Genomic DNA, 25,596 nt, shown 5'->3' on the forward strand with positions numbered 1-25,596 from the left:
AAATCAATTCCGGGCGAAAAGCGTAATTAGCAACGACACTGCTGCCAAACCGATTCCTGCTCCTGTCACCCCTGCCCATCCAAATGCATGCCAGCAAGTACCAGCCAGAAAGGTTCCTAACGAACCGCCCACGAAATATGTTGTCATAAAAATCGTATTCACCCGATTGGTCGCTTTGGGGGCCAGCGACAAAGCACATGTCTGGTTGCTGATCTGGATGCACTGCATACCAATATCAATCACTACAATGCCCACGATAAACCCAAGATAGAAGTTCTGGAAAACATACATCACTACCCAGGCCAGTATCATCAGTGCACAACCCAGATAGGTAAAAAAACGTACCCCCAACTTATGCACCAGACTGCCCACAAAAGAAGCCGTCAAGGCCCCTGCGATACCACATAAACCCAGCATGCCAATCACATTGTTTCCCGCGTGGAAAGGCTCTCCACTCAGTTTGAAGGCAAGACAAGCCCACAAAGCCAAAAAACTGCCGAAGCAGCATCCAGCCCGTGCAGACACCATCCGGATGGTCGGATGGTCACGATACAGCGTAAACAATGACTTCATCAGTCCACCATACGTTCCCTTGAAGTTCGACGGCATGTCCGGCAACACCCGAAGCACAAGAAAAATACACAACAGCATAAGAAGGGACGCAATGTAATACATGGTGCGCCACCCCCAATATTCTCCTACAAAGCCGCTGACCACCCGGGAACCGAGAATTCCCGTCAGCAGACCACTGACCATCATTCCCACGTTGCGAGCCTTATTTTCCGGCAACGAAAACTGTGCCGCTATCGGAATAAAAATCTGTGGCATCACCGAACAGATACCCGTCACCAGCGAAGCTATTAAAATATAAGGTATACTTCTCGAAGAGGCAATACTGCAAGTAGCCACCACCAAAAGCGTGAAATTCACGACAATGATATGCTTGCGCTTATACAAGTCGCCCAACGGAATAATGAACAGCAATCCCAGTGCATAGCCAATCTGCGTGGTCATCGGTATCAGGTTCGCTGTAAACTCCGAGACTCCCAGATCTTCACTGATTCTATTCAGTAATGGCTGGTTATAATACAAATTCGCGACTGACAATGCCGATATCACAGCCAGCATCCATAATAAATGTGCCGGTATTCCTTTATTTTCCTCCAATCTTAGTTTCATCTTCCGTCAAAATTCTTTGAGGCACAAAAATAAGCAAAAAACACAAGTTCGAAAAATTCACTTACAGATTAAAACGGGAATAAATTCATAATTTATGCAATAATATAAAGAACAACTTCCCTTTTCCATAGAAAATTACAAATTCGTTACAAAACTCAGAATACAAATATCTCACACATAATCAGACATAAATAATCTTTTCAGAAGGACTTTTCCCCTTTTTGGTAAAGTAAAAAAGTTAATAATTCCTTGAGCGATTTGTTAAAGCACCTCGAGAGATTCTACGAATTGAAAAGATTTTTTAACTTTGCAAACGAAAAGGTCTGACAATCAGGCATTATTTAACAAGACAACAGACATAAACTGACAAACACTAAAAATAGATTTACAATTCATTTAATCTAAATTTTATGGTACATCATTCCAAATTCCTGTTTTCAGCATTCGTCGTTTCAGCGATGGCTGTAGGCGCAAATGCTCAGGTGACAACTTCTGCTATCAGCGGAAAAGTGCTCGATGAAACCAAAGCTCCGGTTATCGGCGCTACAGTAGTAGCCATTCATGAACCGTCTGGTACGCTGTATGGTGCAGTAACGAATGTAGATGGACGCTACACCATCCAAGGTATGCGTACGGGAGGACCCTACAAAATTGAAATCTCCTACGTGGGTTACAACAAGACCACCTACACGGGCATCTCTCTGGAACTGGGTAACACACTCAGCCTGAATGCAGAAATGAAACCGAGTTCAGAGTTGCTGGATGAAGTAGTAGTGGTAGCCGATGCCAAGGCAAATGCTGGAGCAGCCCACAACTTCTCTACACAGAAAATTGAAAATACTCCGACCGTCGACCGTAACGTGTACGACATCGTGAAGAACATGCCGATGGCCATGACTTCCAAGAACGGAGGTATCACCTTCGCCGGTTCAAACAACCGCTACAACAGTTTCCAGATTGACGGTACAGTAAGTAATGATGTATTCGGTCTGTCAGCATCCGGAACCAACGGCGGTCAGACAGATGCCAACCCGATTTCAATGGATGCCATCCAGGAAATCCAGGTAGTCGTAGCTCCTTTCGACGTACGCCAGAGCGGATTTACCGGAGGTGGTATCAATGCCATTACCAAGCAGGGTACTAACACCACTCACGGTTCTGCCTATACTTACTTCAACAACCAGAACATGTATGGCAAGTACAGCGCCGTACGTGATTACGAAAAATCTCCGCTCACCCAGCAATACACCCGTACCTTTGGTGGAACATTGGGTGGTGCCATCGTAAAAGACAAACTGTTCTACTTTGTCAGTGCAGAAGCCAAGAAGGAATCTTATCCGTCAAGCATCTATCCGGGATACACCACTTCTTATCTGACGTCTGACCAAGCCAAGCAGATTGCAGATGCATATTACAACATGACAGGTTTCAGTGACAGCTACGGACAACGTAATATCGACAACAAGTCTTTCGGTCTGTTAGCACGTATCGACTGGAACATCAACCAGAACCATAAGTTGGCTTTGCGCTACCAGCACAACAACTCATACAAAGACAACTATGGTGTAGGCTCTACCAGCTACATGTTCGAAAACAGCGGCTACCGCATGAACAACAAGACCAACTCTATCGTGGCCGAATTGAACTCTCACCTGGGACAGAACCTGTACAATGAACTCCGTGCTTCTGCCAGCTTCATCCGTGACCACCGTGACGTAGCCTACCAGGGTCCGACTGTCCAGATCAGCAACATCCCGGCACCGGACGGCACGAACATTACAGCCAACATCGGTACTGAATATTCTTCTGGAGCCAACTACTTGGATCAGGACATCTATACCTTCGAAGACAACCTTTCTTGGTACTTGGGTAACCATACGCTGACCTTTGGTACGCACAATGAAATCTACCGGATGAAAAACTTGTTCATCCAGGCTTCCAACGGTTCATGGTATTACAACTCACTGGAAGACTTCATTGCCGACAGACCCTACAAATATTCGTACAAATATACTGACCCGGCACTGACAGGCGGTGAAACCAAATGGGCTCCTGCCATGAAATCCGGACAGTTCGGATTCTACGCACAGGACAAATGGGATGTCAGCAACAACTTCAACCTGACTTACGGTTTGCGTATTGATATTCCGGTCATCTTCAATAATCCGACTACAAACGAAACCTTCAACCAGTTTGCAGAAGCACAGAATCTGAACGCCCGTGTGGGAGAAAACCCGAGCGCAAAAGTACTGTTCTCACCGCGTGTAGGTTTCCGGTGGTATACCAACGATTCACACAACACCCTGATTCGTGGTGGTGTCGGAATCTTTACCGGACGTGTACCGTTCGTATGGTTATCAAATGCCTTCAATAACACCGGTATGGAAAGCAAGGGTACTACCATCACTCCGGAAGATAAAGATGGAAACTATACTTACGATGCCCCGAAACTGGGACAATATGCAAACGACCCGCTGGGTGCAGCTAACTCACAAAGCGGAGCTGCCGCAAAACCTGATATTGTAACCGTAGACAAAAACTTCAAATACCCGCAGGTATTCCGTGTAAACCTGGCATGGGAACAGAAATTGCCGGGCGATGTGAAAATGACTTTGGAAGGTATCTATTCAAAGACCATGAACAATGTCTTCTTTGAAAACCTGGCATTGACCCAGAGCGGTAACAAAGTATATGCCGTAGCTGGCAATGAAGCTTCTGCCGCTCCTTACTACCAGTTCAACTCAGGTAACTACTACAGTATCATCAACCTGAAGAACACCAACAAGGGATATACTTACGCATTGTCAGCCTTGCTGGAGAAACACTTCAACTTCGGTCTGGACTTGTCTGCATCTTATACGTTCGGACATGCCAAATCCGTAAATGATGGTACAAGTTCTGTGGCTTACTCTAACTGGAAGTACAACTATTCAGTAGACACCAACTCTGGAAACGAACTTGGTTTCTCTAAATTTGATATTCCTCACCGCGTCATGGTACAGGCTTCTTACAACAGTCCGAAATACTGGAACGGTTGGACCAGCACTACCATCTCGGTAATCTACAACGGATTCTCTGGCAGCCGCTACAGCTTGACCATGAACGAGAAGTCTGATTACAACGGTGACAAATGGTCTGGCAACTCACTGCTCTACATCCCGACCGATGCCGAATTGAGCAAAATGAATTTCGTCGACATTACAGACAAAAAGGGCAATGTAACCATGAGCGCTGAACAGAGCCGTCAGGCCTTCAAACAGTGGATTGAAAACGACAGTTATGCCAAGAACCACAGAGGCCAGTATGCAGAACGCAACTCTAACCTGAGCAACTGGGAACATGAAATCGACTTGCACCTGGCTCAGACCATCTACAATGTGCAGGGAGTAGGCAAACTGGAATTCACTTTCGATATCATCAACTTTGCCAACATGCTGAACAAGAAATGGGGCGCAAGCTACAGCTCAGCCTACAACTTGTCACCGTTGACAATGAACGGTCTTTCTACCGATGCAGACGGCAACAAGATTGCCTCTTTCTCTTACAACAAGGCTGAAATCCAGAAGAGTGATATCAGCTCACGCTGGCACTGCCAGGTGGGTGTAAGACTGACTTTCTAATGAAAGACTGACCCTTCTCATAAAAGGTGTATTGCCCACAAGACCAGCGGCAATACACCTTTCTTTTTTATCAACCCTCAACAAAAACCGGACTTATGAAAAAATTCTTCATCCTCTTTTTCCTGTGGTGCACCTGCCTCTCCTTGTGGGCCGGCAAACACTACACCGTGATTGTTTCCCTCGACGGATTCCGCTGGGATTACCCCCAAATGTACGACACTCCGTTCTTCGACCAGATGGCCCGCGAAGGCGTGAAGGCTACCATGATTCCTTCTTTCCCTTCAAAAACCTTCCCTAACCACTATACCCTTGCCACGGGACTGGTACCTGACCATCATGGCATCGTAGCCAACACATTCTGGGACCCGGAACGCAAGGAACTCTACAAGATGACCAAGCCGGAAACCCGCAACAACCCCGCCTACTACGGAGGGGAACCCATCTGGATTACAGCCCAGAAACAGGGCATCAAGACAGGAAATATCTATTGGGTAGGTTCCGACATTGCCGTAAAAGGACAGCATCCTACCTATTATCATGTGTACGACCAAAAGCCCCGTCTTACTCAAACAGAACGTGTGGCAGAGGCCCTGCGACTGCTGAAGTTGCCGGAAGAAGAACGGCCTCAACTGATTATGATGTACTTTGAAGATTCCGACACCTACGGTCACAGTTACAGCCCGCACAGCAAGGAAACACGCCGCTGCATCGAAGAACTGGATGGACTCATGAGATACTTGTGGGAGGGATTGCAAAGTCTGCCTTTCGGAAAAGACATCAACCTGATTGTGACGGCCGACCACGGTATGGCCACAGTGAGTGCCGACCGCTTTGTGCCCATCAAGCACCTGCTGAAAGAGAATTGGTACACACTGATAGACGGCAACCTGCCGGCACAGATTTATACAAAACCAGAATACCGCGACTCAGTATATCAGGCCTTGCAGGGACTGGAGCACGTGCGGGTATGGAAGAAAGAAGAAATTCCGGCTTACCTGCACTACGGTAGCAATCCGCGAGTGGGCGACATCATCGTACTGCCCGACCTGGGCTGGTTGGTGGAAGAAGGTACCCAGACACTTCCAGGCGCTCACGGTTTCGACCCGACCTACGACGATATGCAGGTGATGTTCCGGGCATGCGGACCCGACTTCAAGAAGGGATACGAAGCACCCAAGTTCCGGAACGTATCGATTTATTCCCTGCTGGCTCGTTTGCTGCACATCACTCCTGAAAAGACAGACGGCAGCTTAGAGGAAGTAGAAAACATGTTAATTCCATGAGATTTATAACTCTGCAAAAAGACGCACTTGCGTTTTAAAAAAACACAAGGACGTTTGACCTTAAACGCAAGTGCGTTTCAACTAAAACGTAAGTGCGTTTTCCTTCAAACGCAAGTACATTTAAACAAAAACGCTTCGACGTTTTCTTCCGAACGTCGAAGCGTTTTTTATGTTTTATATAAGTAACTGAAAATCAGTCTTCCATCAATTTGCGGTAGCGTACGCGTTTCGGCTCTATATTGCCCATGCGCTTCATCTTATTTTCCTCGTATTCCGTGTAGGAACCTTCGAAGTAGAACACCTGACTATCTCCCTCGAATGCCAGGATGTGCGTACAGATACGGTCGAGGAACCAGCGGTCGTGACTGATGACCACGGCACAACCTGCGAAATCTTCCAGACCTTCTTCCAATGCCCGGAGTGTGTTCACATCAATATCGTTGGTCGGCTCGTCGAGCAACAGCACATTACCTTCTTCCTTCAGGGCCATGGCCAGGTGCAGACGGTTACGTTCACCACCCGAAAGCATGCCGCAAAGCTTTTCCTGATCAGAACCAGAGAAATTGAAACGGCTCAGGTAGGCACGGGCGTTCACGTCGCGGTTACCCATACGAATCAGGTCGTTGCCTCCGCTAATGACCTGATACACACTCTTGTTCGGATCAATGTCCTTGTGCTGCTGGTCCACATAGGCAATCTTGACCGTATCCCCTACTTCAAACTCACCCTTGTCCACCGTTTCCAGTCCCATAATCAGACGGAACAGGGTAGTCTTTCCGGCACCGTTCGGACCGATAACTCCCACAATGCCGTTAGGCGGCAACATGAAGTTCAGGTCGTCAAAGAGCAACTTGTCGCCATACGCCTTGGCCACGTGCTTGGCCTCGATGACCTTGTTGCCCAGACGCGGACCGTTCGGGATGAAGATTTCCAGCTTCTCTTCCTTCTCCTTCACGTCTTCGTTCAAAAGTTTGTCGTACGAATTTAGACGAGCCTTACCCTTGGCATGGCGGGCCTTGGGAGCCATGCGCACCCATTCCAACTCACGTTCCAAGGTCTTGCGGCGCTTGCTGGCCGTTTTTTCTTCCATCTCCATGCGCTTGGTCTTCTGCTCCAGCCAGCTAGAATAGTTTCCCTTCCAAGGAATACCTTCGCCACGGTCGAGTTCCAGAATCCATCCGGCCACGTGGTCCAGGAAGTAACGGTCGTGTGTCACGGCAATCACCGTTCCCTCGTACTGCTGCAGGTGCTGTTCCAGCCAGTCGATGCTTTCCGCATCCAAGTGGTTGGTCGGCTCGTCAAGCAACAGGATGTCAGGCTTCTGCAACAACAGACGGCACAGAGCCACCCGACGGCGTTCCCCTCCGGAGAGGTTCTTCACCAGCTGGTCTTCTGGCGGACAGCGCAGGGCATCCATCGCCCGCTCCAGTTTGCTGTCAAGATTCCACGCATCCGTAGCATCGATTATATCCTGCAATTCGGCCTGACGCGCAAAGAGGGCGTCCATCTTTTCCTGGTCTTCGTAATACTCCGGCAAACCGAACTTCTGATTGATTTCTTCGTATTCAGCCAGCGTGTCTACCACCTGCTGCACCCCTTCCATCACGACTTCCTTCACGGTCTTCGCGTCGTCGAGCTGGGGTTCCTGTGCCAGATAGCCGACACTGTATCCCGGCGAAAATACCACTTCGCCCTGGTAATTCTTGTCGAGTCCGGCAATGATTTTCATCAACGTAGACTTACCGGAACCGTTCAGACCGATGATTCCGATTTTCGCGCCATAAAAAAAGGATAGGTAGATGTCTTTCAATACCTGCTTGTTGTTCTGGAATGACTTGCTCACTCCCACCATTGAAAAGATAATTTTCTTGTCGTCTGCCATATTCTTTATATTGGTTAAGTTATCTGTTTCTCATGCGTCGCACAAAATAGCCGTGAATGCCTCCCTGGTAAACCAGCAGTCCCACCATGCAGACCAGCAAGGCCAGCAGGTACTGCCGTTTCATGGAGTTGGCTACATATTGCCCGAGTAGTACGCCCACCATCACACCGGTCTCCCACAGCAACTGGTAAGTGTGATAGCCCGTTCCCCGCTCACAATGCAGCGGAAGATAAATCATCATCCGCAGGAACTGCAACAGGGAAAGTCCCATGCCCAATCCAAGCAGGAATCCGGCTCCCCACAGGGAATCCCGACCGTCTGAAAGATAAAGCATCACCAAGGCCATCCCCATCAGCACCAATCCCACGGCATTCAGGAAACGCCCGTCGGCCTGGCTGCGGAACAACCGGTCGAGCAACAGGAAGACCACAAATCCGGCCATAATACAAATGTAGAAAAAACTATCGAAAGTCGTGCTGAATACTACCCCCAAAATGAAAGGTACCACCATCATGTTCAGTCCCGGAAGCAGAGTGCGGAACAACAGGAAACGGTCGAGCGACAGCAACGGCAAATCCAGCGGAGCGCGAAAGCAAACTTTCACCATCGATACCAACAGGATAGGAACGATGCACAGGATAACAAACAGATACAGCTCATACTGGAACGAAAGAAAGTCTCCCAAACTGTATCCCCCCCAGATGCCACACAACATGCCGAGGACTCCCGACCAAGTGAAAGTAAGATTGGCCCTGTTCCGGCAGTGGCTGGGCGTCACGTCGATAACCAAGGTACTTCCCATCGACATCAGCGCCACTCCAAACAAAGCTCCCTGCAATACCCGAAGGGCTACGATGGTTCCTATCCCCGAAAAATAAGGGTATATCAATCCTACCAACGCCAGCAACAAGATACTGCGCGTACATACGGCCTTACGCTTAAACGTATCGACCAGGTAATTATTAAAGGGCCCAAAGATATACAAGGAAGCCCCAAAAATAGCAATGGTTCCTCCGGCCTGAAGGTTGGTATATCCTCCCTCCCCCACCATCCACCGATGAAGGACCGGAAACAGCATATACACCGCCGTGTACAGGAAAAAATTCGCTGTAAGTAAAAGATTAAAATTGCGATTCCACATGTTCTTATTCTTTTATATCTCTATCTTCTCCAAAACACAAATGCACAGACTGTATCACCTGCCGGAAACTGACCGCCCGGTCCTACAGTCCATGCACCCTTATTTATGCCAAAAAAATAGGCTCAATACTGCTCTGATTCATTCGGGAAGTCACACGACTTCACATCGGCCACATAATGCCCGATGGCATCGGTCATCACCGTGTTCAGGTCGGCATAACGACGCAAGAAGCGTGGGCTGAACCCTTTGGTCATGCCCAGCATGTCGGTCACCACCAGCACCTGTCCGTCTACTCCCCCTCCAGCACCGATACCAATTACGGGGATAGTCAGTTCCTTGGCCACACGGGCAGCCAGTTCAGCCGGAATCTTTTCCAGCACAAGCGCAAAACATCCGGCCTCTTCCAAAAGACGCGCGTCTTTCATCAGCTTTTCAGCTTCGGCATCTTCCTTGGCCCGTACACCATAAGTACCATACTTGTTGATGGACTGCGGCATCAGTCCCAGGTGTCCCATCACCGGCATACCGGCACCGATGATACGGCGAATCACATCGATAACCTCTTCACCGCCTTCCAGCTTCAACGCATCGGCATGTGTCTCTTTCATGATGCGGATGGCATTACGCACGCCGTCGAACGGGTCTGCCTGATACGAACCAAACGGCATGTCTACTACCACCAGTGCCCGTTTCACACCGCGCATCACCGACTTGCCATGATAAATCATCTGGTCTACCGTGATGGGAAGGGTGGTCACATTTCCGGCCATGACATTTGAAGCCGAATCGCCTACTAAAATCACATCTACTCCGGCACCGTCTACAATCTGTGCCATGGTATAATCGTAAGAGGTCAGCATGGAAATTTTCTCACCTCTTTGTTTCATTTCAATCAAACGGTGAGTCGTTACTTTACGAGTATCACCTGAAAGATATCCTGCCATAATTCTTTTTCCTATTTAGTAAAATTTCCACAAAAATAGCCGATTTCTCTGAATCAGACAAGTGTTACAGCAAGTTCATCATGGCCTCGTAGGTAAAATGGCGGAAATCTGGAATCACCAAAGCACACTGATTCTGAATGGCTTCCGCCGGATTGGTCGTACTCAGACCCACCACAGCCATCCCTGCCGCATTTCCAGCCTGAATGCCATGAAAGGAATCCTCAAAAACGACACAGTTTTCCGGTACCGTCTCAAAAACCTCAGCCCCCAACAGAAAGCAGTCGGGTTCCGGCTTCGATTTATGGAACATTTCAGCCGTCAGAATCCGGTCGACCAGTCCCTTCAGTTCGGGATGCGCGGCATAGACGTTGGCCATCTTCTTCTCGTTCGAGCTGGTCACAATGGCAATCTTCACCCCATGGGCATGCAGGCTGCGCATGAAATCTTCCACTCCCGGCACGTATTCATACTTCATCTCCGTCTCAAAACGGTTCAGACGGTCGGTAATCTCCGCCTGCTCCCGTTCCATTCCCTGAAAATGGCGGTCGTAAATCTGCTTAAGAGTCTGTCCTTTGATAACCCGTCCGAACTCTTCATATTCCGGATGATATTGTTTTCCTACCTTGTTCCAAAAAAGACTGTACTGTGATTCGGTATCCATCACCACCCCGTCGAAATCAAAAAGGGCAGCTACACATTTCGTTTTGTCCATTCGATGTTTAGTTTGATTTAACGGTGCAAAGTTCTGAAATATCGGTTCATATTCCTAACTTTGAGAATTAAAATAAACAAATTTCACATGAAAGAGAACAATCCGCATATCTTAGGAGAAGCTCCCATCGGTAAACTGTTGCTGGAATATTCCATCCCGGCCATCATCGGCATGACACTGACCTCGCTCTACAACATCATCGACAGTATCTTCATCGGACACGGTGTGGGGGCACTGGCCATCTCGGGACTGGCCATCACCTTCCCGCTCATGAACCTGCTGGTGGCGTTCTGTACGCTGGTGGGTGTGGGAGGTGCTACACTCTCCTCCATCCGCCTGGGACAGAAAGACAAGAAAGGGACCGAAGACATCTTGGGCAATGTGGCGATTCTCTGTGTCATCAATGCCGTGTTCTACGGGGGACTGGCGTTCATCTTCCTGGAACCGATTCTGTTTTTCTTCGGGGCCAGCGAAGCGACCATGCCTTATGCCCGCGACTTCATGCAGGTCATCCTGCTGGGCAGCCCCATCTCGTATGTCATGATCGGACTCAACAACGTCATGCGGGCCACGGGCTATCCGCGCAAGGCCATGCTCTCGTCCATGCTGACGGTGGGATGCAACATCATTCTGGCTCCCATCTTCATCTTCGTGTTCGACTGGGGCATCCGGGGAGCGGCACTGGCCACAGTCTGCTCACAGTTTTTCGGCATGATCTGGGTGCTCTATCACTTCTGCAACCGGAAAAGCTACATCCGTTTCCACCGACCCAACCTTCGCTTGCAGAAGAAAATCATGGGAAATATTTTTGCCATCGGCATGTCCCCCTTCGTGATGAACGTGTGCGCCTGCTGTATCGTCATCTTCATTAACAACCGGTTGCTCAGCTATGGAGGCGACATGGCCATCGGAGCCTTCGGTATCCTCAACCGCATCCAGATGTTGTTTGTCATGATTGTGATGGGCATCACCATGGGTATGCAACCCATTACGGGATACAATTATGGAGCCCGCCATTTCAGTCGGGTGAAACACACTTTAAAGTTGGGTATTACGGCGGCCTGCATCATCACCACCGTGGGATTTGCCGTGGGAGAGCTGTTTCCTGGACTCTTCGTGGGTATGTTTACCGATAGTCAGGAACTGATGGACGATGCCATCCTCGCCTTGCGAATCGGTATCTTAGCTTTTCCCGTGGTCGGGGCACAGATTGTCATCACTCAATTCTTCCAATCCATTGGAAAGGCACGGATTTCCATCTTCCTGTCCCTCTCCCGTCAGCTGCTCTTCCTGCTTCCGGGACTGGCCTGGTTACCGCCTGTCTACGGACTGAAAGGGGTATGGTTCAGCATGCCGCTGTCCGACGGCCTGGCCTTTGCGGTAGCCGCCCTCATGCTGCTTTATCATTTCAAAAAGAAAATGAGAGAGAGACTTCCGCACGAAGCCTGACAAGCATTTACGAAAACAGCAGTGCAAGATTCAGTACGGACACCACCACGGCCATGGTATAGAGTACCCACGTGCTCCACCGAGAATTGGCATACGGACCCATCACCCGCCGGGAGGAAGTCAGCCACACTTGCAAAAAGATGGTAAACGGCAACTGGATACTCAGCACCATCTGAGAAATAATCAAACCCTGAAAGGGGTTGTCAATGAACAGAATCACTACCAAAGCGACGCCCAAGGAAAGCAAAATACCCACCCGCGAATGGATATCCTTCACATGATATGACTCGCCGAACATCCCGGCAAAGATGGAACCTGCCGCCATACCGCTCGTCACTGTCGACGAGATACCGGCCATCAGCAAGGCCAAAGCGAACACTAAGGCTGCCTGACTACCCAACAAGGGTTCTAACAGACTCTTAGCCTGTTGCAGTTCTTCCACTTCCACTCCATTGGCAAAGAAAGTAGCCGCTGCCAGCAAAATCATCGCACTGTTGATGGCCCAGCCCACTCCCATGGAGAAAAGGGTATCGTAGAACTCATACTTCAGCAGCTTGCGAATGGAAGCATCGTCCTGCTTGTTGTATTCCCGGCTCTGCACCACCTCCGAATGAAGAAACAGGTTGTGGGGCATAACCACCGCTCCCAGTACGCTCATAATAACCAGCAGACTCCCCTGGGGGATGGATGGTACCACCCATGAACGGACTGCCAATGGCCAGTCAATCTCCACCAGAAACATTTCATACAGAAAAGACAATCCGATGACGGAGACAAAAGCAATGATGGCCCGCTCAATCCGTTTATAGGAATTGGTGAAAAGCATGATGACGACAAATGCTGTGGTCAATAGGGCTCCCCAAATGATGGGAATGTGAAAGAGCATCTCCAAAGCGATGGCTCCTCCCAAAATCTCAGCAAGCGAAGTAGAGATGGAAGCCAGTACCGCCGTACCTAATACAGGACGAGACACCCATTTGGGCGTGTATTTCGTGGCCGCCTCACTCAGGCAAAGCCCGGTAACGATACCCAAATGTGCTACATTGTGCTGCAACACTATCAACATGATAGTCGACAGGGTGATAACCCACAGCAGGGAATAGCCGAAATCAGCTCCTGCCGCAAAATTCGAGGCCCAGTTACCCGGGTCGATGAAACCGACGGTCACGAGCAATCCCGGACCGATGTATTTGAAGAAATCCAATCCACCTAAGTAACGTGGATGGTCTTTCCGTTTTAACTCTTTGATAAAATTCCACATAGCGAACAATCTGCCTTAAAGCAATACAACAAATTTACCACACAGAAAGTTTACACAAAGCGTCAAGAAGTCAGCAATTATCAGTTAGTTCAAGGCATCCCAGCCTGCGGCACGATACCAGGCGATAGATTGTGTATAGTAACTGTTCCAGGAAGTCTTGTTCGTCACATATCGATTATACTCTCCCGGAATATACATCCCGATTCCGCAAAAACGGGCATCGTCTACCTTAAAATTTGAATATACAGATGGAGGATTTGGAATACATTCCTTAGCAATGACAGCCTGATTCAAAGCGGTCTGTACAGAAGCGATTTCCGTATTCAGATCCGTTTCAGCCACCCCATACTTCCGGCCCAATTCCCGGAAGAAATCAAGCACATCGTATGAGAAATACCGATAACTGTTCACCCCATACTGCTGCACATTCTCCATTGAAACCGAAGGAAGCGCCTCTTTCCATTCCAACAGCTTGGCTTTCACTGCTTCGGCCAGATTATCCATCTGACTGCAATCGACCGCTGCACAGGTTCCCCACAAATTATAGGTTTTATTATATGAAATAAATTCATGACATACCGCCGAGTAGTCTACACTATCTACATATAGATAAGGAAGTACCTGATCATAAGGAAATCCATCAGTAGGTGTTTCCATCACCGAAGCCACACAGTGCGAAGTCACATCTTTCAATTCGCAGCATACTTCTGCCGTACCCATCATACAGGCGTCAAACAGCACAAAATCAAGCTTCTTCGTAAAACTGTTTTTCAAGACATTAGCCAAGTCCGGAATATCGATATTGTAACCGTTGTCATCTCCAAATGCTTTTGTCCGTACAGAATTTACTTTCATCCATCCACTGCCATGTGAACCGAAAATCACTCCGTAACTGTCCGAAGGAGCTACCGTCTGCATATCCTTAAAAACTTCTTCCATAACAGCCGGATCGGTAGCAATCTGACTGTTCATGGTATATTCTTTCTTTTCTGCTACCTGACAAATCGATTCAAAGGTTAGATTGACCCCCGTCAAAGCTGGCTGACTATTGACATTTCCACGCCCATCGGTATAGAAACTCATCAAGGTAGGATTACTTAAGGGCGCATCATTCGTATAGGGCCGATAGAAAACCAACAACGTACACGACTCCTTCATATTTCCTAACGCCGTGTACATATCTATTACGTTATCACGCAAATAAGTATCCAAGGAACCTGAATTCCGAGAATTGTTCGATATCAGATAGGCCAATACGGTACGCCCTGAGCGTTTAGCCGGCTGTTGTTCCGGAATCTCATTGGAACAGGCCGCCAGAAGCACTACCAACAGGCCATACACCCATTTCTTCATCCCTCTCATTCTACGTCAGGCTTTGTAAACTTGAATTCCGGATTTACATCTTGAAGGAACAATGAACCGCCCTTCGTATATTTTTCTTTCAGCTTTTTCAGCTCCTTCTGCACATTTTTTTTCTTCCGGCTAAAAAACATGAAACATGTACGGTTCTTGCCATTCTGTTTCTGTTCCAGGTAATCCTTCAGCTGCAGACTGTACAAAGCACGACCTACCAACATATCCTTATCATCCACAGCCGCGCTATCCAAATACTGTACTTCAGTGAAATACACTAATGAATCGGTGAACGAAGCAGAAACACCTGCCAAATACACACCGTATTTATTCTTATCTTTCGGCTCCTTGCTGAAGGCAGAAGCAGCAAATACTATCACAAACAGGAAACAAAAAAATTTTGTGTAACGCATAATCCATCAATTTATGAAGGCAAAAGTACACAATTATGCGTAAAAACCGAAAGAAGACATATAAATTAACAAAGAAAAAGCCTTTATACATACAAAAAGAGATGTATCAAGACTGAGCTTGTCTTCATACATCCCTTCTGTTTTTTCGGAAATCAATCTCTACCTTATCCCAAATAAGATTTGAGCAACTTACTACGAGAATTTTGTCTTAATCGTCTAATTGCCTTTTCCTTAATCTGGCGAACACGCTCACGGGTGAGTCCAAACTTGTCGCCGATTTCTTCCAACGTCATTTCCTGCGTGTTAATACCGAAAAACATCTGGATGATATCCTTCTCTCTTTCGGTCAACGTAGAAAGTGCTCTGTCAATTTCCCTCGAAAGTGATTCATTCACCAAAGAGCGGTCGGCCATCGGAGAATCATCGTTCACCAGCACATCCAGCAGACTGTTGTCCTCTCCTTCCACAAAAGGAGCATCCACGGAAATGTGGCGACCGGAAACCTTCAGCGTATCCGAAATCTTGTCTACCGGAATTTCCAGCTCATCGGCCAGTTCCTCCGGCGACGGACGACGTTCGTTTTCCTGCTCAAACTTAGAGAATGCCTTACTAATTTTATTCAATGAACCTACCTGGTTCAACGGCAGACGCACGATACGTGACTGTTCTGCCAATGCCTGCAAAATGGACTGACGAATCCACCAAACAGCGTAACTGATGAATTTGAAACCACGGGTTTCATCAAACTTTTCAGCGGCCTTAATCAATCCCAGGTTACCTTCATTAATCAAATCCGGCAAGCTCAAGCCCTGGTTCTGATACTGTTTGGCTACAGACACCACAAATCGTAGGTTGGCACGTGTAAGTTTCTCTAATGCCGCACGGTCACCTTTACGGATACGTTGAGCGAGTTCTACCTCCTCTTCTACAGTAATCAAATCTTCACGACCGATTTCCTGCAAATACTTATCCAAAGAAGCGCTCTCTCGGTTAGTGATACTTTTAGTAATCTTTAACTGTCTCATTCTATATAAAATGATTTGGGTACAAAAGTACAAAAAAAATTTTATTCTGACAGTGATTTTCGAAAGAAAGAATCGATAAATTTCATAAACTCCTATCTATTCTCTCTTTTTGTCAACCACATATCAAAAAGGAAACAGAGCAGACGACCCGATTGTTCATTCCACGCACGGATTGTCCACTCCTATAGTCAGAAGCCAAAGAAGGCGCTTCGGAGGTTCGAAGCGCCTTCAACGTTGCTAAATCTTTCTACCTTGTGTAATTATTATTCAGCCTGAGATAAGTCGACTGCATAATTTGCACGTTTGCCTGACGGATATACACCTGTCATGAACAGTACCTGATCGGCTGATTGGGAAGCGGCTTTCATCACGTTTTCCAAATCCTGTACACTATGCAACTGCTTTCCGTTGGCTTTCAGGATAATGAATCCCTTGCGGATACCACTGTCTTTCATTCTTCCGTCGCTGACACCGGTCACTTCCACTCCGTAACCCAAATTCAACTGTTCCTTCAGTTCTTTCGGTACAGCACGGAAGGCAGCACCCAAGATTTCCATATCGGCCTGTTTTACTACTTTAGTCGTTCCCTGAGAATTCTTCAAGGTAATGGTAAAGGTCTTTTCTTTCTTGTCACGCAAAACGGTCACCTTCACTTTGTCACCCGGACGATACTTAGCCAGCATACCTTGCAGGTCGGCCATCGTCTTCACCTTGGTGTCGTTCAGTTTCAGAATAACATCGTTCTTCTGCAAGATTCCGTCGGCTGAACCACCATCTGTGACTTCTACGACCTGTACACCTTCGGTAGCACCCAGTTCTTTCTGTTCCTTACGGATTTCATCCGGATAAACTTCATTACCCATATCACGACCGGCGATACCCAGCAAGGCACGCTGTACGGTACCATATTGCTTCAAGTCTGTTACCACCTTGGTCATGATACTTACCGGAATGGCGAAACCATAACCGGAGTAAGCTCCTGTCGGAGAATACAGCATGGCGTTGATACCTACCAGTTCACCTTTTGCATTGACCAACGCACCACCACTGTTACCTTGGTTGATGGCCGCATCGGTCTGGATGAAAGATTCTACCTGATTGGCTCCCAGTCCACGGGATTTCGCACTTACCACACCGGCGGTTACTGTAGAACCTAAGTTGAACGGGTTACCGACTGCCAGTACCCACTCACCTACTTTCAGGTTGTCAGAGCTACCAACCACAATAGCCGGGAAATCATCTCCTTCAATCTTGATCAATGCCAAGTCGGTGGTCGGGTCTGCCCCGATGACACGTCCTTTCATTTCGCGTCCGTCATGCAGCTTCACATTAATTTCATCAGCCCCGTCAATCACATGATTGTTGGTCACGATGTAACCATCTTTTGAAATGATGACACCCGAACCAAGGCCTCTCTGTTCCGGAGTCTGTACCTGTTGCTGCCGGCCTCGTCCGTCACCAAAGAAGAAATCGAATATATCGGGCTGTTGAATTGTCTGAATCTTGCTACGCTGAATAGACATGATATGTACCACGGAGTTCAACGTACTTTCTGCCGCTTTCGTCAAATCGACCGGTTGCATGCTTGATGCATCCAATGCCGCCGTACGCAAAGGAGACGCAGTATCAAAAGCATCATAGAAAGATGCGTTTGCCTGATTTTTCTCCATCATGGCATACGCTGTAGCTCCGGCCACTCCAGCACTCAGTGCAATGACTGCTACTGAACCTATCGCAAACTTAGTTGTTGTTTTCATATCTTCTATTGTTTAAAATGTTAATTTCGACGTTGTTTTAACTTTTCATTTGCTAAAGTAGAACAAAATCCATACGAATGTACTCTTCCCCCGTTCTTTTTTCTGTCTTTTAACAATGGACAGAAAGGCATTAACCGCAGTTAACTGCCAAATCTGACAAATTTACATTCATTACCAGTGGAATAGTGACACCGCTGACAAATCGTCTGTCCCGCCAGAGCCCTTCTAAAACACCTATACCGAAAGAATCCCAGCATTTATAGCACAAATTCCGTTTATTTGCGTACCTTTGCACAGAGAAAGCAGTTGGTCGGTCTGTCGCTGATACTATTTGGGTAGAAGAGGAAAGTCCGGGCAACACAGAGCGTCCTACTTCCTAACAGAAAGCCGCCTGCAAGGGCAGAGTAATGCAGAAGAAAATAACCGCCTCCACCCGGAGGTAAGGGTGAGAAGGTAGGGTAAGAGCCTACCAGCCGTATAGCGATATGCGGGCTGTGCATCTTAGGAGTTGTAAGGTCATGTAAACCGGCATTAACGAGGGTTGCTCGCCCCACGTCGGAGGGTGGACCGCTAGAGCCTGCCGGTGACGGCAGGCGTAGATAAATGACAGGCTCCCCTGCATTCGCAGGGTGACAGAACCCGGCTTATAGACCAGCTGCTTTCTTTTTTCACTAAAATATACGAATCATGAATGCCCGAATTAAAGCGCTGATTCATTTCCTCGACGACGGAATATGGCGCATCCGAGAAGAAGAGGTGACTCCCCTCCAGTGGAAAATCTATACTTACATCAAGATTATTTACCTTTCTATTATTCAGTTCATCAAAGACCGTATCGTGGTACGTGCCTCCGCACTGACCTACAGCACCCTGCTTTCCATCATCCCTATTCTGGCCCTGCTGTTCGCCATCGCCCGCGGTTTCGGATTCGACACACTAATTGAGGCACAGATCCGACAAGGAATGACCGGTACCCAGGCCGAACTGATTTTTAGCTGGATCAACTCTTACCTGGAGCACGCTCAAAGTGGTATCTTCATCGGTATCGGCCTGATTATGCTGTTAGGCACCATCCTGCTGCTGATTGACAACATCGAACGCAGCTTCAATGCCATCTGGCAGGTGAAGAAACCCCGCAGTGTATTCCGGCAAATCACTGACTATTTCTCCATGATTTTGCTGCTCCCCATCCTACTGGTGGTTTCCAGCGGTCTCACCATCTTCATGATGACCTATGTAAAGGAAATGGACAACTTCATGGTGCTGGCCCCTATCCTAAAATTCTTTGTCCGACTCATCCCCTACGCCCTTATCTGGGGTATGTTCATCGGACTCTATACCTTCATGCCCAACACGAAAGTCAAACTCTCACACGCCTGGCTTCCCGGTGTACTGGCCGGCAGTGCTTTTCAGGCCTTCCAATACTTTTACATCAACAGCCAGATATGGGTCTCCAACTACAACGCCATCTACGGAAGCTTCGCCGCTATCCCCCTCTTCCTTTTGTGGACACAGATTTCCTGGAGCATCTGCCTGTTCGGTGCAGAAATGAGCTACATCAGCCAAAACGTTTCTACCTTCAACTTCGGAAAGGAAACAGCCCACATCAGCCGCCGCTTCCACGACTTCTTCTGTACCATCATCCTGAGTTCCATCTGTAAACGGTTTGCCACAGGCGGACAACCTTACACGGCAGAAGCACTCAGCACAGAGCATAAAATCCCTATTCGGCTGACCAAAAGCATTTTGTATGAACTACAGGACATGCGGCTGATTTACGAAACGGATGCGGCAGGGGAAGAAAAATCACGCGAACCCCAGTATGTTCCAGGCATCGACATCAACCAACTAAGTGTAGGTACTCTACTCAGCCAACTGGACGCCAACGGAGCCGAGGACTTCAAGATAGACCCGGCGCATTATTCGGCTGCCTGGCAGACCCTGATAGACGCCCGCAAGGAATTTACGGAGAAGAACAGCCATATCTTATTGAAAGACCTATAAACATTCAGGCGCAGTTTCCGGAGCATTTCCGGAAGCTGCGCCTGAAAAGCAAATATTCCATTCATTCTTATTTTGTAAGCTGCATCATGCGGCTCAAGTATTTACCGATAATATCAAATTCAATATTAACCACACTGCCTACCTTAATGGTATGGAAGTTGGTATGCTCATAGGTATAAGGAATAATAGCCACCTGGAAGCTGTCGGCAGTTGGGTTGCAGACGGTCAGGCTCACTCCGTTCACCGTGACAGACCCTTTGTCTACCGTAAAATAGCCTCGCTTCGCCATTTCCTTGTCAAAATCATATTTGAATGTGAAGTACCAGCTTCCCTGCGCATCGTCGATAGCCGTACATACCGCCGTCTGGTCTACATGTCCCTGCACGATGTGTCCGTCCAGCCGTCCGTTCATCATCATGCTGCGTTCCACGTTCACCTTGTCACCCGGAACCAGCAGGCCGATATTGGAACGTTCGATAGTCTCCTTCATGGCCGTCACTGTATAAGTACCGTCCTGAATGCTCACCACCGTCAGACACACACCATTATGAGATACACTCTGATCAATTTTCAACTCGTCGACAAACGAACACTTCAGCGTCAGGTGCAGGTTTTCCTGGTCCTTTACCACCTTCACTACTTCCGCATATTCTTCTACTATTCCAGAAAACATAAATTCTTATGGTTTTAATGATATACTACACTTATTTTTTCTTGGGCGGTATCGGACTGCTCCACACCACTTCTCCATCAGACGCCACGACCGAGATAGTACCTCCGGCATAATCGTCAATGTAACTGTTGCCTTTCACCAGCATATCCTCGGCCATGTGAATGGCCTTTTCGGGAGTCTTGATGGAAAATCCCTTATTGTCGCTCGAACTTCCGTCCGAAAAATATACATCATACGTTTTCATGACTTTTTCCTTTTTCTGATTGCAGGCACAAATATATCAAATTCCTTATAATACCCGCAACAGATATTCCAAAAATTTCTCCCTATGAAAACGCATAAAAAAAGAGAAAACAACTGGCGCTGTCTTCTCCTCCGAGCGGAAAACGAGACTCGAACTCGCGACCCTAACCTTGGCAAGGTTATGCTCTACCAACTGAGCTATTTCCGCAAACTTTCAGTAAACAAATTGGAGCGGAAAACGAGACTCGAACTCGCGACCCTAACCTTGGCAAGGTTATGCTCTACCAACTGAGCTATTTCCGCAATGTAGTGCCCAGAACAGGACTCGAACCTGCATGCCTCTCGACACACGCACCTGAAACGTGCGCGTCTACCATTCCGCCACCTGGGCATTTGCTTAGCGCAACTCTTTTCTTTTTCGCTGAGCGGAAAACGAGACTCGAACTCGCGACCCTAACCTTGGCAAGGTTATGCTCTACCAACTGAGCTATTTCCGCATCATTTCTACAACCGTTCATCATTTTCCCGATTGCGAGTGCAAAGGTAGTCCTTTTTTTGAAACTACCAAAACTATCGGGCATCTTTTTTGAAAAAAAGTGACATTTTTGAGTGAAGCCATTTTGGCGCTCCAAGCACTCCTGCCGCATTCTACAGCGGAAGAAGTTGGAAATGAAGACTTTTTGAGAGACAAAAGAAAGCCTTTGCATCCTTCAAAAAAACGCAAGGACGTTTGAACGAAAACGTACTTGCGTTTCAATCCAAACGTCCTTGTGTTTTGACTCAAACGCACTTGCGTTTGAACTAAAACGTCTAAGCGTTTTCCAGCAAACGCTTAGACGTTTTTAAACAGGATCAACACATGCGGTCACGATAGTCTTCATAATGGAAAGTGCGATACACTTCCAATTCACCGTCAGTATGCAGAATGGCTATCGACGGATGGTGGATACCATTGAACATGTTCGTCTTGACCATGGTATAGTGAATCATGTCTTCAAACACAATCCGCTCACCCACCTGCAGCTCGTGGTCGAACTTCCAGCTGCCCATGTAGTCCCCACTCAGGCAACTGTTTCCGCCCAGGCGATACACATGCTCTTCTTTCGGAGCAGTTTTCACGGCATCAGCCGGCAACGACTCGGCATCACGCACCCGTGGCTGATAAGGCATCTCCAGACAGTCGGGCATATGGCAGGTGAAGCTGACATCGAGAATGGCTGTCCGTATGCCCCGGTTTTCTACCACATCGACAACAGAGGCTACCAGCGGACCCGTCTGCCAGGTGAAGGCTGAACCTGGTTCCAAGATGATTTGCAAGTGCGGATAACGCGATTTCAGTCCTTGCAACAGGCGAATCAGGTGGTCCACATCGTAATCAGCCCGTGTCATCAGATGGCCTCCTCCCAAATTCAGCCATTTCAGCTGCGGGAACCAGCGACTGAATTTCTCCTCAATGTGCTGAAGCGTGCGTTCCAGTTCGTAGGAACTTGATTCGCAATGGCAATGACAGTGGAACCCTTCGATTCCTTCCGGCAACTGATCCGGCAACTGGTCAGCCGTCACCCCGAAACGGGTGCCCGGTGCACAAGGATTGTACAATTCCACCTCCACTTCCGAATATTCGGGATTGACACGGATGCCGCAGGATACCGGTTCCGGATTCGCCTTGGCCAACGGATAGAACCGCTCGTACTGCGACAGCGAATTGAAGGTGATGTGACTGCTGTATTTCAGGAAAGCCGGAAAATTCTGTGCCGTATAGGCTGGCGAATAGGTATGCGCCTTGCTGCCGAATTCTTCAAAAGCCAGACGAGCCTCGTATTCGGAACTGGCCGTGGTGTAACGGATGTATTCCCGGAAAATGGGGAACGATTTCCACATGGCGAAGGCTTTAAACGCCAGAATGATTTCCACCCCTGCCGTATCGGCCACGTGCTTGATCAGCGTGAGATTCTTTCTCAGTAACTCCTCCTCCATGACATAACACGGAGAGGGTATCTTGTCCCAGTCTTTTATCATTGTCTTTCTTATTTATTTGTTTCATCAATTACTTTAAAACGGGCGAACTTCAGCAACAACTGTTTCACCCCGGCATGCTGGAACTGCACCGTCGCCTTGCAGTTGTCTCCGCTGCCTTCTACCTTGGTCACTTCTCCCTTGCCGAAACGTTCGTGCTCTATCCACATACCCGCCGACAATCCTCCAGCCGACGGACGTGACGGCGTAGCCGATGGAGCTGCCTCGGGAATCCGCCGCAACGTACGAGGAGGCACAAAGCGATGGGGTTCTTCCGGCATCGGACCTCCGTCGAACATCGACGGTCCGCTTTCACGAGGCTCGCGTTCGTAAGAAGCGCGACTGGCCTCCTTCCGGAAACGGCTGGCCGTCTCTTCAATGCGTCCGGCCATCAGTTCCTCCTGCGGCAGTTTCAGGTAACGCACGTCAATGTCTTTCAGGAAACGGCTCGGATTACAGAACTCCATCTTGCCATACTTGAAACGGCTCTTGGCATACGACAGGTAGCAGTGGTCTTCTGCCCGAGTGACGGCTACATAAAACAGGCGTCTCTCTTCTTCCAACGCCCGATAGGAAGCCGACGACAGCGGACTGGGGAACAGATTCTCTTCCATCCCCACCACAAACACATTGCGAAACTCCAATCCCTTGGCCGAATGGATGGTCATCAGCGTCACCTTCGACTGCATTTCCCCCTTGTCTTCATCCTGGTCGGTCAGCAAGGCAATCTCCGACAGATAATCAGACAATAACAGATGAGGATTCCCCTCCTCCTGCCGTCCCTCACAGAAGTCTCGCATGCCATTCATCAATTCCTCGATGTTTTCCTGCCGACTCAGGTTTTCCGGCGAGCGGTCCTGGTAAATCTCCGCCATGATACCCGAACGACGTACCAGTTCCATGCCCACCGTATAGGCATCCTTTTCCTGGGCCATCGTCACGAACTCCGCAATTAAATCTCGGAAGCCCTGCAACTTGGTGTGGGTACCCTTGTTCAATGTCAGTCCATAGCTCAGCGGTTCGCACAACACCTTCCACAAACTTACCTGATAACGGGTGGCCGCCTCCACCAGCTTCCCTAATGTAGTATTCCCGATACCCCGTGCCGGATAATTAATGACCCGCTTGAAAGCCTCTTCATCGTTCGGATTCACCACCAATCGGAAATAAGCCACAACGTCTTTCACTTCCTTGCGCTGGTAGAACGACAGTCCCCCATAAATACGGTACGGAATGCCACGCTTGCGCAACGCCTCTTCAAAGATACGGCTCTGGGCATTCGTACGGTACAGAATGGCACAGTCGTGATAAGCATAATCTTCCTTTGCATGCAACTGCACAATCTTATTGGCCACAATCTCTCCTTCTTCCACGTCGCTGTAGGCTGCAAACACACCGATAGGCTCTCCTTTATCTTTTTCCGAGAACACCTCTTTCCGAATCTGGTCGCGGTTCTTCGCAATCAGGCTGTTGGCCGCATTGACGATGGTCTGCGTGGAACGGTAATTCTGTTCCAGCTTGAACAAACGGGCATTCTTATACGTATGAGTAAAGTTCAGGATGTTGTCGATATTGGCCCCGCGGAAGGAATAGATACTCTGCGCATCGTCGCCCACCACGCACACGAACTGCTGTTTCTGCGTAAGCTGGAGCACAATGCTGTGCTGGGCAAAGTTCGTATCCTGGTACTCGTCCACCAAAATATAACGGAAACGGGCCGCATACTTGTCGCAGATGTCCGGACGCGTGTGGAACAACAGGTAAGTATACAGCAACAGGTCGTCAAAATCCATGGCGTCACTTTGCCGACAGCGGTTCCAGTAGCGTGCGTAAATCTCCCGCACTAACGGCACTTTCGCTGCCTGGTCCGCTTCCACCAGTTCGGCATTCGCCGCGTAGGCCTCCGGCAGCACCAGGTGATTCTTTGCCTGACTGATGCGCCCTTGCACCATGCCCGGCTTGTACACCTTGTCGTCCAGGTTCATTTCCTTAATAATGGTCTTTACCAAGCTCTTGGAATCCGTCGCATCATAAATCGTGAAATTGGACGTAAAGCCCAGCGCTTCAGCTTCCGCCCGCAAAATACGGGAAAAGATGGAATGGAAAGTCCCCATCCAGAGATAACGGGCACGTTCCGGCCCCACCTGACGGGCGATACGCTCCTTCATCTCGCGGGCCGCCTTGTTGGTAAAGGTCAATGCCAAAATGGACCACGGTTCATATCCGTTGTCCAGCAGATAAGCTATCTTGTAGGTCAGTACGCGCGTCTTTCCGGAACCGGCTCCGGCAATCACCAAGGAGGGTCCTTCGTTGTACATCACCGCCTCGCGCTGACTGTCATTCAGTTCATTCAAATAATCTGTCATACAGGTTTAGATATTTCCGTCGCAAAGATAGCACAAATCCGGCAGTGTCCTATTACATTTTCTCACCTCAGCCAAAACATTTTCCTCATTCTGTTGTTATATGATAGGAGTAAATACAATTACCACATCGTATTAAGGTTATAAGAGAAAAGAGGCTGTCTCAAATTGAAATATAATTTGAGATGGCCTTTTTTGTGTCTGCAAAAAAAATCGGGCAAGCCCAAACTTCGCTCAGTCAGGACTTGCCCGTCTCCCTAATTTTTCGTATCTTAGGG

18 protein-coding genes, 4 tRNA genes and 1 other RNA gene are annotated in these 25,596 nt (G+C 48.3%); 5 read left to right on the forward strand and 18 right to left on the reverse strand.

The window, feature by feature from the left end; genetic code table 11:
* Window positions 1–3: 3 nt before the first annotated feature.
* On the reverse strand, window positions 4–1,179 hold the full coding sequence (locus H6A28_RS11135; protein ID WP_204480326.1) for an MFS transporter: 1,176 nt from the start codon (window positions 1,177–1,179) through the stop codon (window positions 4–6).
* A gap of 410 nt (window positions 1,180–1,589) precedes the next feature.
* Here H6A28_RS11135 and H6A28_RS11140 point away from each other — a divergent pair, with 410 nt between their 5' ends.
* Together H6A28_RS11140 and H6A28_RS11145 are read left to right on the forward strand one after the other, a co-directional pair.
* On the forward strand, window positions 1,590–4,799 hold the full coding sequence (locus tag H6A28_RS11140; RefSeq protein ID WP_204480328.1) for a TonB-dependent receptor: 3,210 nt from the start codon (window positions 1,590–1,592) through the stop codon (window positions 4,797–4,799).
* 95 nt (window positions 4,800–4,894) lie between these two features.
* Entirely contained in the window at window positions 4,895–6,082 is a 1,188-nt protein-coding gene (locus tag H6A28_RS11145; protein WP_204480330.1) for an ectonucleotide pyrophosphatase/phosphodiesterase, read from the forward strand.
* Between the two features lie 193 nt (window positions 6,083–6,275).
* On the opposite strand, the gene ettA is transcribed toward H6A28_RS11145, so the two are convergent.
* The 4 genes from ettA to H6A28_RS11165 all read right to left on the reverse strand — a co-directional run bounded on the left by ettA (window position 6,276) and on the right by H6A28_RS11165 (window position 10,761).
* Window positions 6,276–7,964 (reverse strand): energy-dependent translational throttle protein EttA, encoded by a 1,689-nt coding sequence (gene ettA / locus H6A28_RS11150; RefSeq protein ID WP_204475629.1) that lies wholly within the window; start codon window positions 7,962–7,964, stop codon window positions 6,276–6,278.
* A gap of 19 nt (window positions 7,965–7,983) precedes the next feature.
* Complete coding sequence (locus H6A28_RS11155; RefSeq protein ID WP_204480332.1) at window positions 7,984–9,105, reverse strand: MFS transporter; 1,122 nt, start codon at window positions 9,103–9,105, stop codon at window positions 7,984–7,986.
* Window positions 9,106–9,227: 122 nt separating this feature from the next.
* Window positions 9,228–10,049, reverse strand: coding sequence for a 3-methyl-2-oxobutanoate hydroxymethyltransferase (gene panB, locus H6A28_RS11160; RefSeq protein WP_204475631.1), 822 nt, complete (start codon window positions 10,047–10,049; stop codon window positions 9,228–9,230).
* 64 nt (window positions 10,050–10,113) lie between these two features.
* Window positions 10,114–10,761, reverse strand: coding sequence for an HAD family hydrolase (locus H6A28_RS11165; RefSeq protein WP_204480334.1), 648 nt, complete (start codon window positions 10,759–10,761; stop codon window positions 10,114–10,116).
* Between the two features lie 87 nt (window positions 10,762–10,848).
* Between H6A28_RS11165 and H6A28_RS11170 the strand changes: the two genes are divergently transcribed.
* A complete protein-coding gene (locus H6A28_RS11170) occupies window positions 10,849–12,210 on the forward strand; it encodes an MATE family efflux transporter (RefSeq protein ID WP_204480336.1) in 1,362 nt (453 codons plus the stop codon).
* Window positions 12,211–12,217: 7 nt separating this feature from the next.
* Here H6A28_RS11170 and H6A28_RS11175 read toward each other — a convergent pair whose 3' ends face one another.
* From H6A28_RS11175 to H6A28_RS11195, 5 genes are all read right to left on the reverse strand, one after another.
* The gene (locus H6A28_RS11175; RefSeq protein WP_204480342.1) at window positions 12,218–13,471 is read right to left on the reverse strand and encodes an Nramp family divalent metal transporter; all 1,254 of its coding nucleotides are present in this window, start codon (window positions 13,469–13,471) and stop codon (window positions 12,218–12,220) included.
* Between the two features lie 84 nt (window positions 13,472–13,555).
* On the reverse strand, window positions 13,556–14,833 hold the full coding sequence (locus H6A28_RS11180) for a clostripain-related cysteine peptidase (RefSeq protein ID WP_239465337.1): 1,278 nt from the start codon (window positions 14,831–14,833) through the stop codon (window positions 13,556–13,558).
* On the reverse strand, window positions 14,830–15,237 hold the full coding sequence (locus H6A28_RS11185; RefSeq protein ID WP_204480344.1) for a hypothetical protein: 408 nt from the start codon (window positions 15,235–15,237) through the stop codon (window positions 14,830–14,832). The genes H6A28_RS11180 and H6A28_RS11185 overlap by 4 nt, the downstream gene beginning before the upstream one ends.
* Before the next feature lie 164 nt (window positions 15,238–15,401).
* Complete coding sequence (locus H6A28_RS11190; RefSeq protein ID WP_021971286.1) at window positions 15,402–16,262, reverse strand: sigma-70 family RNA polymerase sigma factor; 861 nt, start codon at window positions 16,260–16,262, stop codon at window positions 15,402–15,404.
* A 263-nt stretch (window positions 16,263–16,525) separates the two neighbouring features.
* Window positions 16,526–18,019: a trypsin-like peptidase domain-containing protein gene (locus H6A28_RS11195; protein ID WP_204480346.1), complete on the reverse strand. Its 1,494-nt coding sequence runs from the start codon at window positions 18,017–18,019 to the stop codon at window positions 16,526–16,528.
* 302 nt (window positions 18,020–18,321) lie between these two features.
* Here H6A28_RS11195 and rnpB point away from each other — a divergent pair.
* Both rnpB and H6A28_RS11205 read left to right on the forward strand, forming a co-directional pair.
* Window positions 18,322–18,682, forward strand: an RNA gene (gene rnpB, locus H6A28_RS11200) — RNase P RNA component class A.
* A 24-nt stretch (window positions 18,683–18,706) separates the two neighbouring features.
* The gene (locus tag H6A28_RS11205) at window positions 18,707–20,023 is read left to right on the forward strand and encodes a YihY/virulence factor BrkB family protein (protein WP_204475637.1); all 1,317 of its coding nucleotides are present in this window, start codon (window positions 18,707–18,709) and stop codon (window positions 20,021–20,023) included.
* A 67-nt stretch (window positions 20,024–20,090) separates the two neighbouring features.
* Here the strand turns inward: H6A28_RS11205 and H6A28_RS11210 are convergent, their stop codons facing one another.
* The 8 genes from H6A28_RS11210 to H6A28_RS11245 form a co-directional block, all read right to left on the reverse strand.
* Entirely contained in the window at window positions 20,091–20,696 is a 606-nt protein-coding gene (locus H6A28_RS11210) for a riboflavin synthase (protein ID WP_022354909.1), read from the reverse strand.
* Window positions 20,697–20,727: 31 nt separating this feature from the next.
* On the reverse strand, window positions 20,728–20,940 hold the full coding sequence (locus tag H6A28_RS11215) for a hypothetical protein (RefSeq protein WP_204475638.1): 213 nt from the start codon (window positions 20,938–20,940) through the stop codon (window positions 20,728–20,730).
* 134 nt (window positions 20,941–21,074) lie between these two features.
* A tRNA-Gly gene (locus H6A28_RS11220) sits at window positions 21,075–21,147 on the reverse strand.
* Between the two features lie 19 nt (window positions 21,148–21,166).
* Window positions 21,167–21,242 (reverse strand) — tRNA-Gly (locus H6A28_RS11225).
* Between the two features lie 7 nt (window positions 21,243–21,249).
* Window positions 21,250–21,330 (reverse strand) — tRNA-Leu (locus tag H6A28_RS11230).
* A 33-nt stretch (window positions 21,331–21,363) separates the two neighbouring features.
* A tRNA-Gly gene (locus H6A28_RS11235) sits at window positions 21,364–21,436 on the reverse strand.
* Window positions 21,437–21,791: 355 nt separating this feature from the next.
* Window positions 21,792–22,958, reverse strand: a complete 1,167-nt coding sequence (gene nspC, locus H6A28_RS11240) for a carboxynorspermidine decarboxylase (RefSeq protein WP_239465338.1) — start codon at window positions 22,956–22,958, stop codon at window positions 21,792–21,794.
* A gap of 8 nt (window positions 22,959–22,966) precedes the next feature.
* A complete protein-coding gene (locus tag H6A28_RS11245; protein WP_204480347.1) occupies window positions 22,967–25,321 on the reverse strand; it encodes an ATP-dependent helicase in 2,355 nt (784 codons plus the stop codon).
* Window positions 25,322–25,596 lie beyond the last annotated feature (275 nt).

Origin of the sequence: Bacteroides mediterraneensis (genome assembly GCF_016900355.1) — a bacterium.
GTDB lineage: Bacteria > Bacteroidota > Bacteroidia > Bacteroidales > Bacteroidaceae > Phocaeicola.

Coding starts and splice junctions, on each gene's coding strand:
- H6A28_RS11135 (WP_204480326.1), bottom strand. CDS start 1,179: ATGAAACTAAGATTGGAGGAAAATAAAGGAATACCGGCACATTTATTA.
- H6A28_RS11140 (WP_204480328.1), top strand. CDS start 1,590: ATGGTACATCATTCCAAATTCCTGTTTTCAGCATTCGTCGTTTCAGCG.
- H6A28_RS11145 (WP_204480330.1), top strand. CDS start 4,895: ATGAAAAAATTCTTCATCCTCTTTTTCCTGTGGTGCACCTGCCTCTCC.
- ettA (WP_204475629.1), bottom strand. CDS start 7,964: ATGGCAGACGACAAGAAAATTATCTTTTCAATGGTGGGAGTGAGCAAG.
- H6A28_RS11155 (WP_204480332.1), bottom strand. CDS start 9,105: ATGTGGAATCGCAATTTTAATCTTTTACTTACAGCGAATTTTTTCCTG.
- panB (WP_204475631.1), bottom strand. CDS start 10,049: ATGGCAGGATATCTTTCAGGTGATACTCGTAAAGTAACGACTCACCGT.
- H6A28_RS11165 (WP_204480334.1), bottom strand. CDS start 10,761: ATGGACAAAACGAAATGTGTAGCTGCCCTTTTTGATTTCGACGGGGTG.
- H6A28_RS11170 (WP_204480336.1), top strand. CDS start 10,849: ATGAAAGAGAACAATCCGCATATCTTAGGAGAAGCTCCCATCGGTAAA.
- H6A28_RS11175 (WP_204480342.1), bottom strand. CDS start 13,471: ATGTGGAATTTTATCAAAGAGTTAAAACGGAAAGACCATCCACGTTAC.
- H6A28_RS11180 (WP_239465337.1), bottom strand. CDS start 14,833: ATGAGAGGGATGAAGAAATGGGTGTATGGCCTGTTGGTAGTGCTTCTG.
- H6A28_RS11185 (WP_204480344.1), bottom strand. CDS start 15,237: ATGCGTTACACAAAATTTTTTTGTTTCCTGTTTGTGATAGTATTTGCT.
- H6A28_RS11190 (WP_021971286.1), bottom strand. CDS start 16,262: ATGAGACAGTTAAAGATTACTAAAAGTATCACTAACCGAGAGAGCGCT.
- H6A28_RS11195 (WP_204480346.1), bottom strand. CDS start 18,019: ATGAAAACAACAACTAAGTTTGCGATAGGTTCAGTAGCAGTCATTGCA.
- H6A28_RS11205 (WP_204475637.1), top strand. CDS start 18,707: ATGAATGCCCGAATTAAAGCGCTGATTCATTTCCTCGACGACGGAATA.
- H6A28_RS11210 (WP_022354909.1), bottom strand. CDS start 20,696: ATGTTTTCTGGAATAGTAGAAGAATATGCGGAAGTAGTGAAGGTGGTA.
- H6A28_RS11215 (WP_204475638.1), bottom strand. CDS start 20,940: ATGAAAACGTATGATGTATATTTTTCGGACGGAAGTTCGAGCGACAAT.
- nspC (WP_239465338.1), bottom strand. CDS start 22,958: ATGATAAAAGACTGGGACAAGATACCCTCTCCGTGTTATGTCATGGAG.
- H6A28_RS11245 (WP_204480347.1), bottom strand. CDS start 25,321: ATGACAGATTATTTGAATGAACTGAATGACAGTCAGCGCGAGGCGGTG.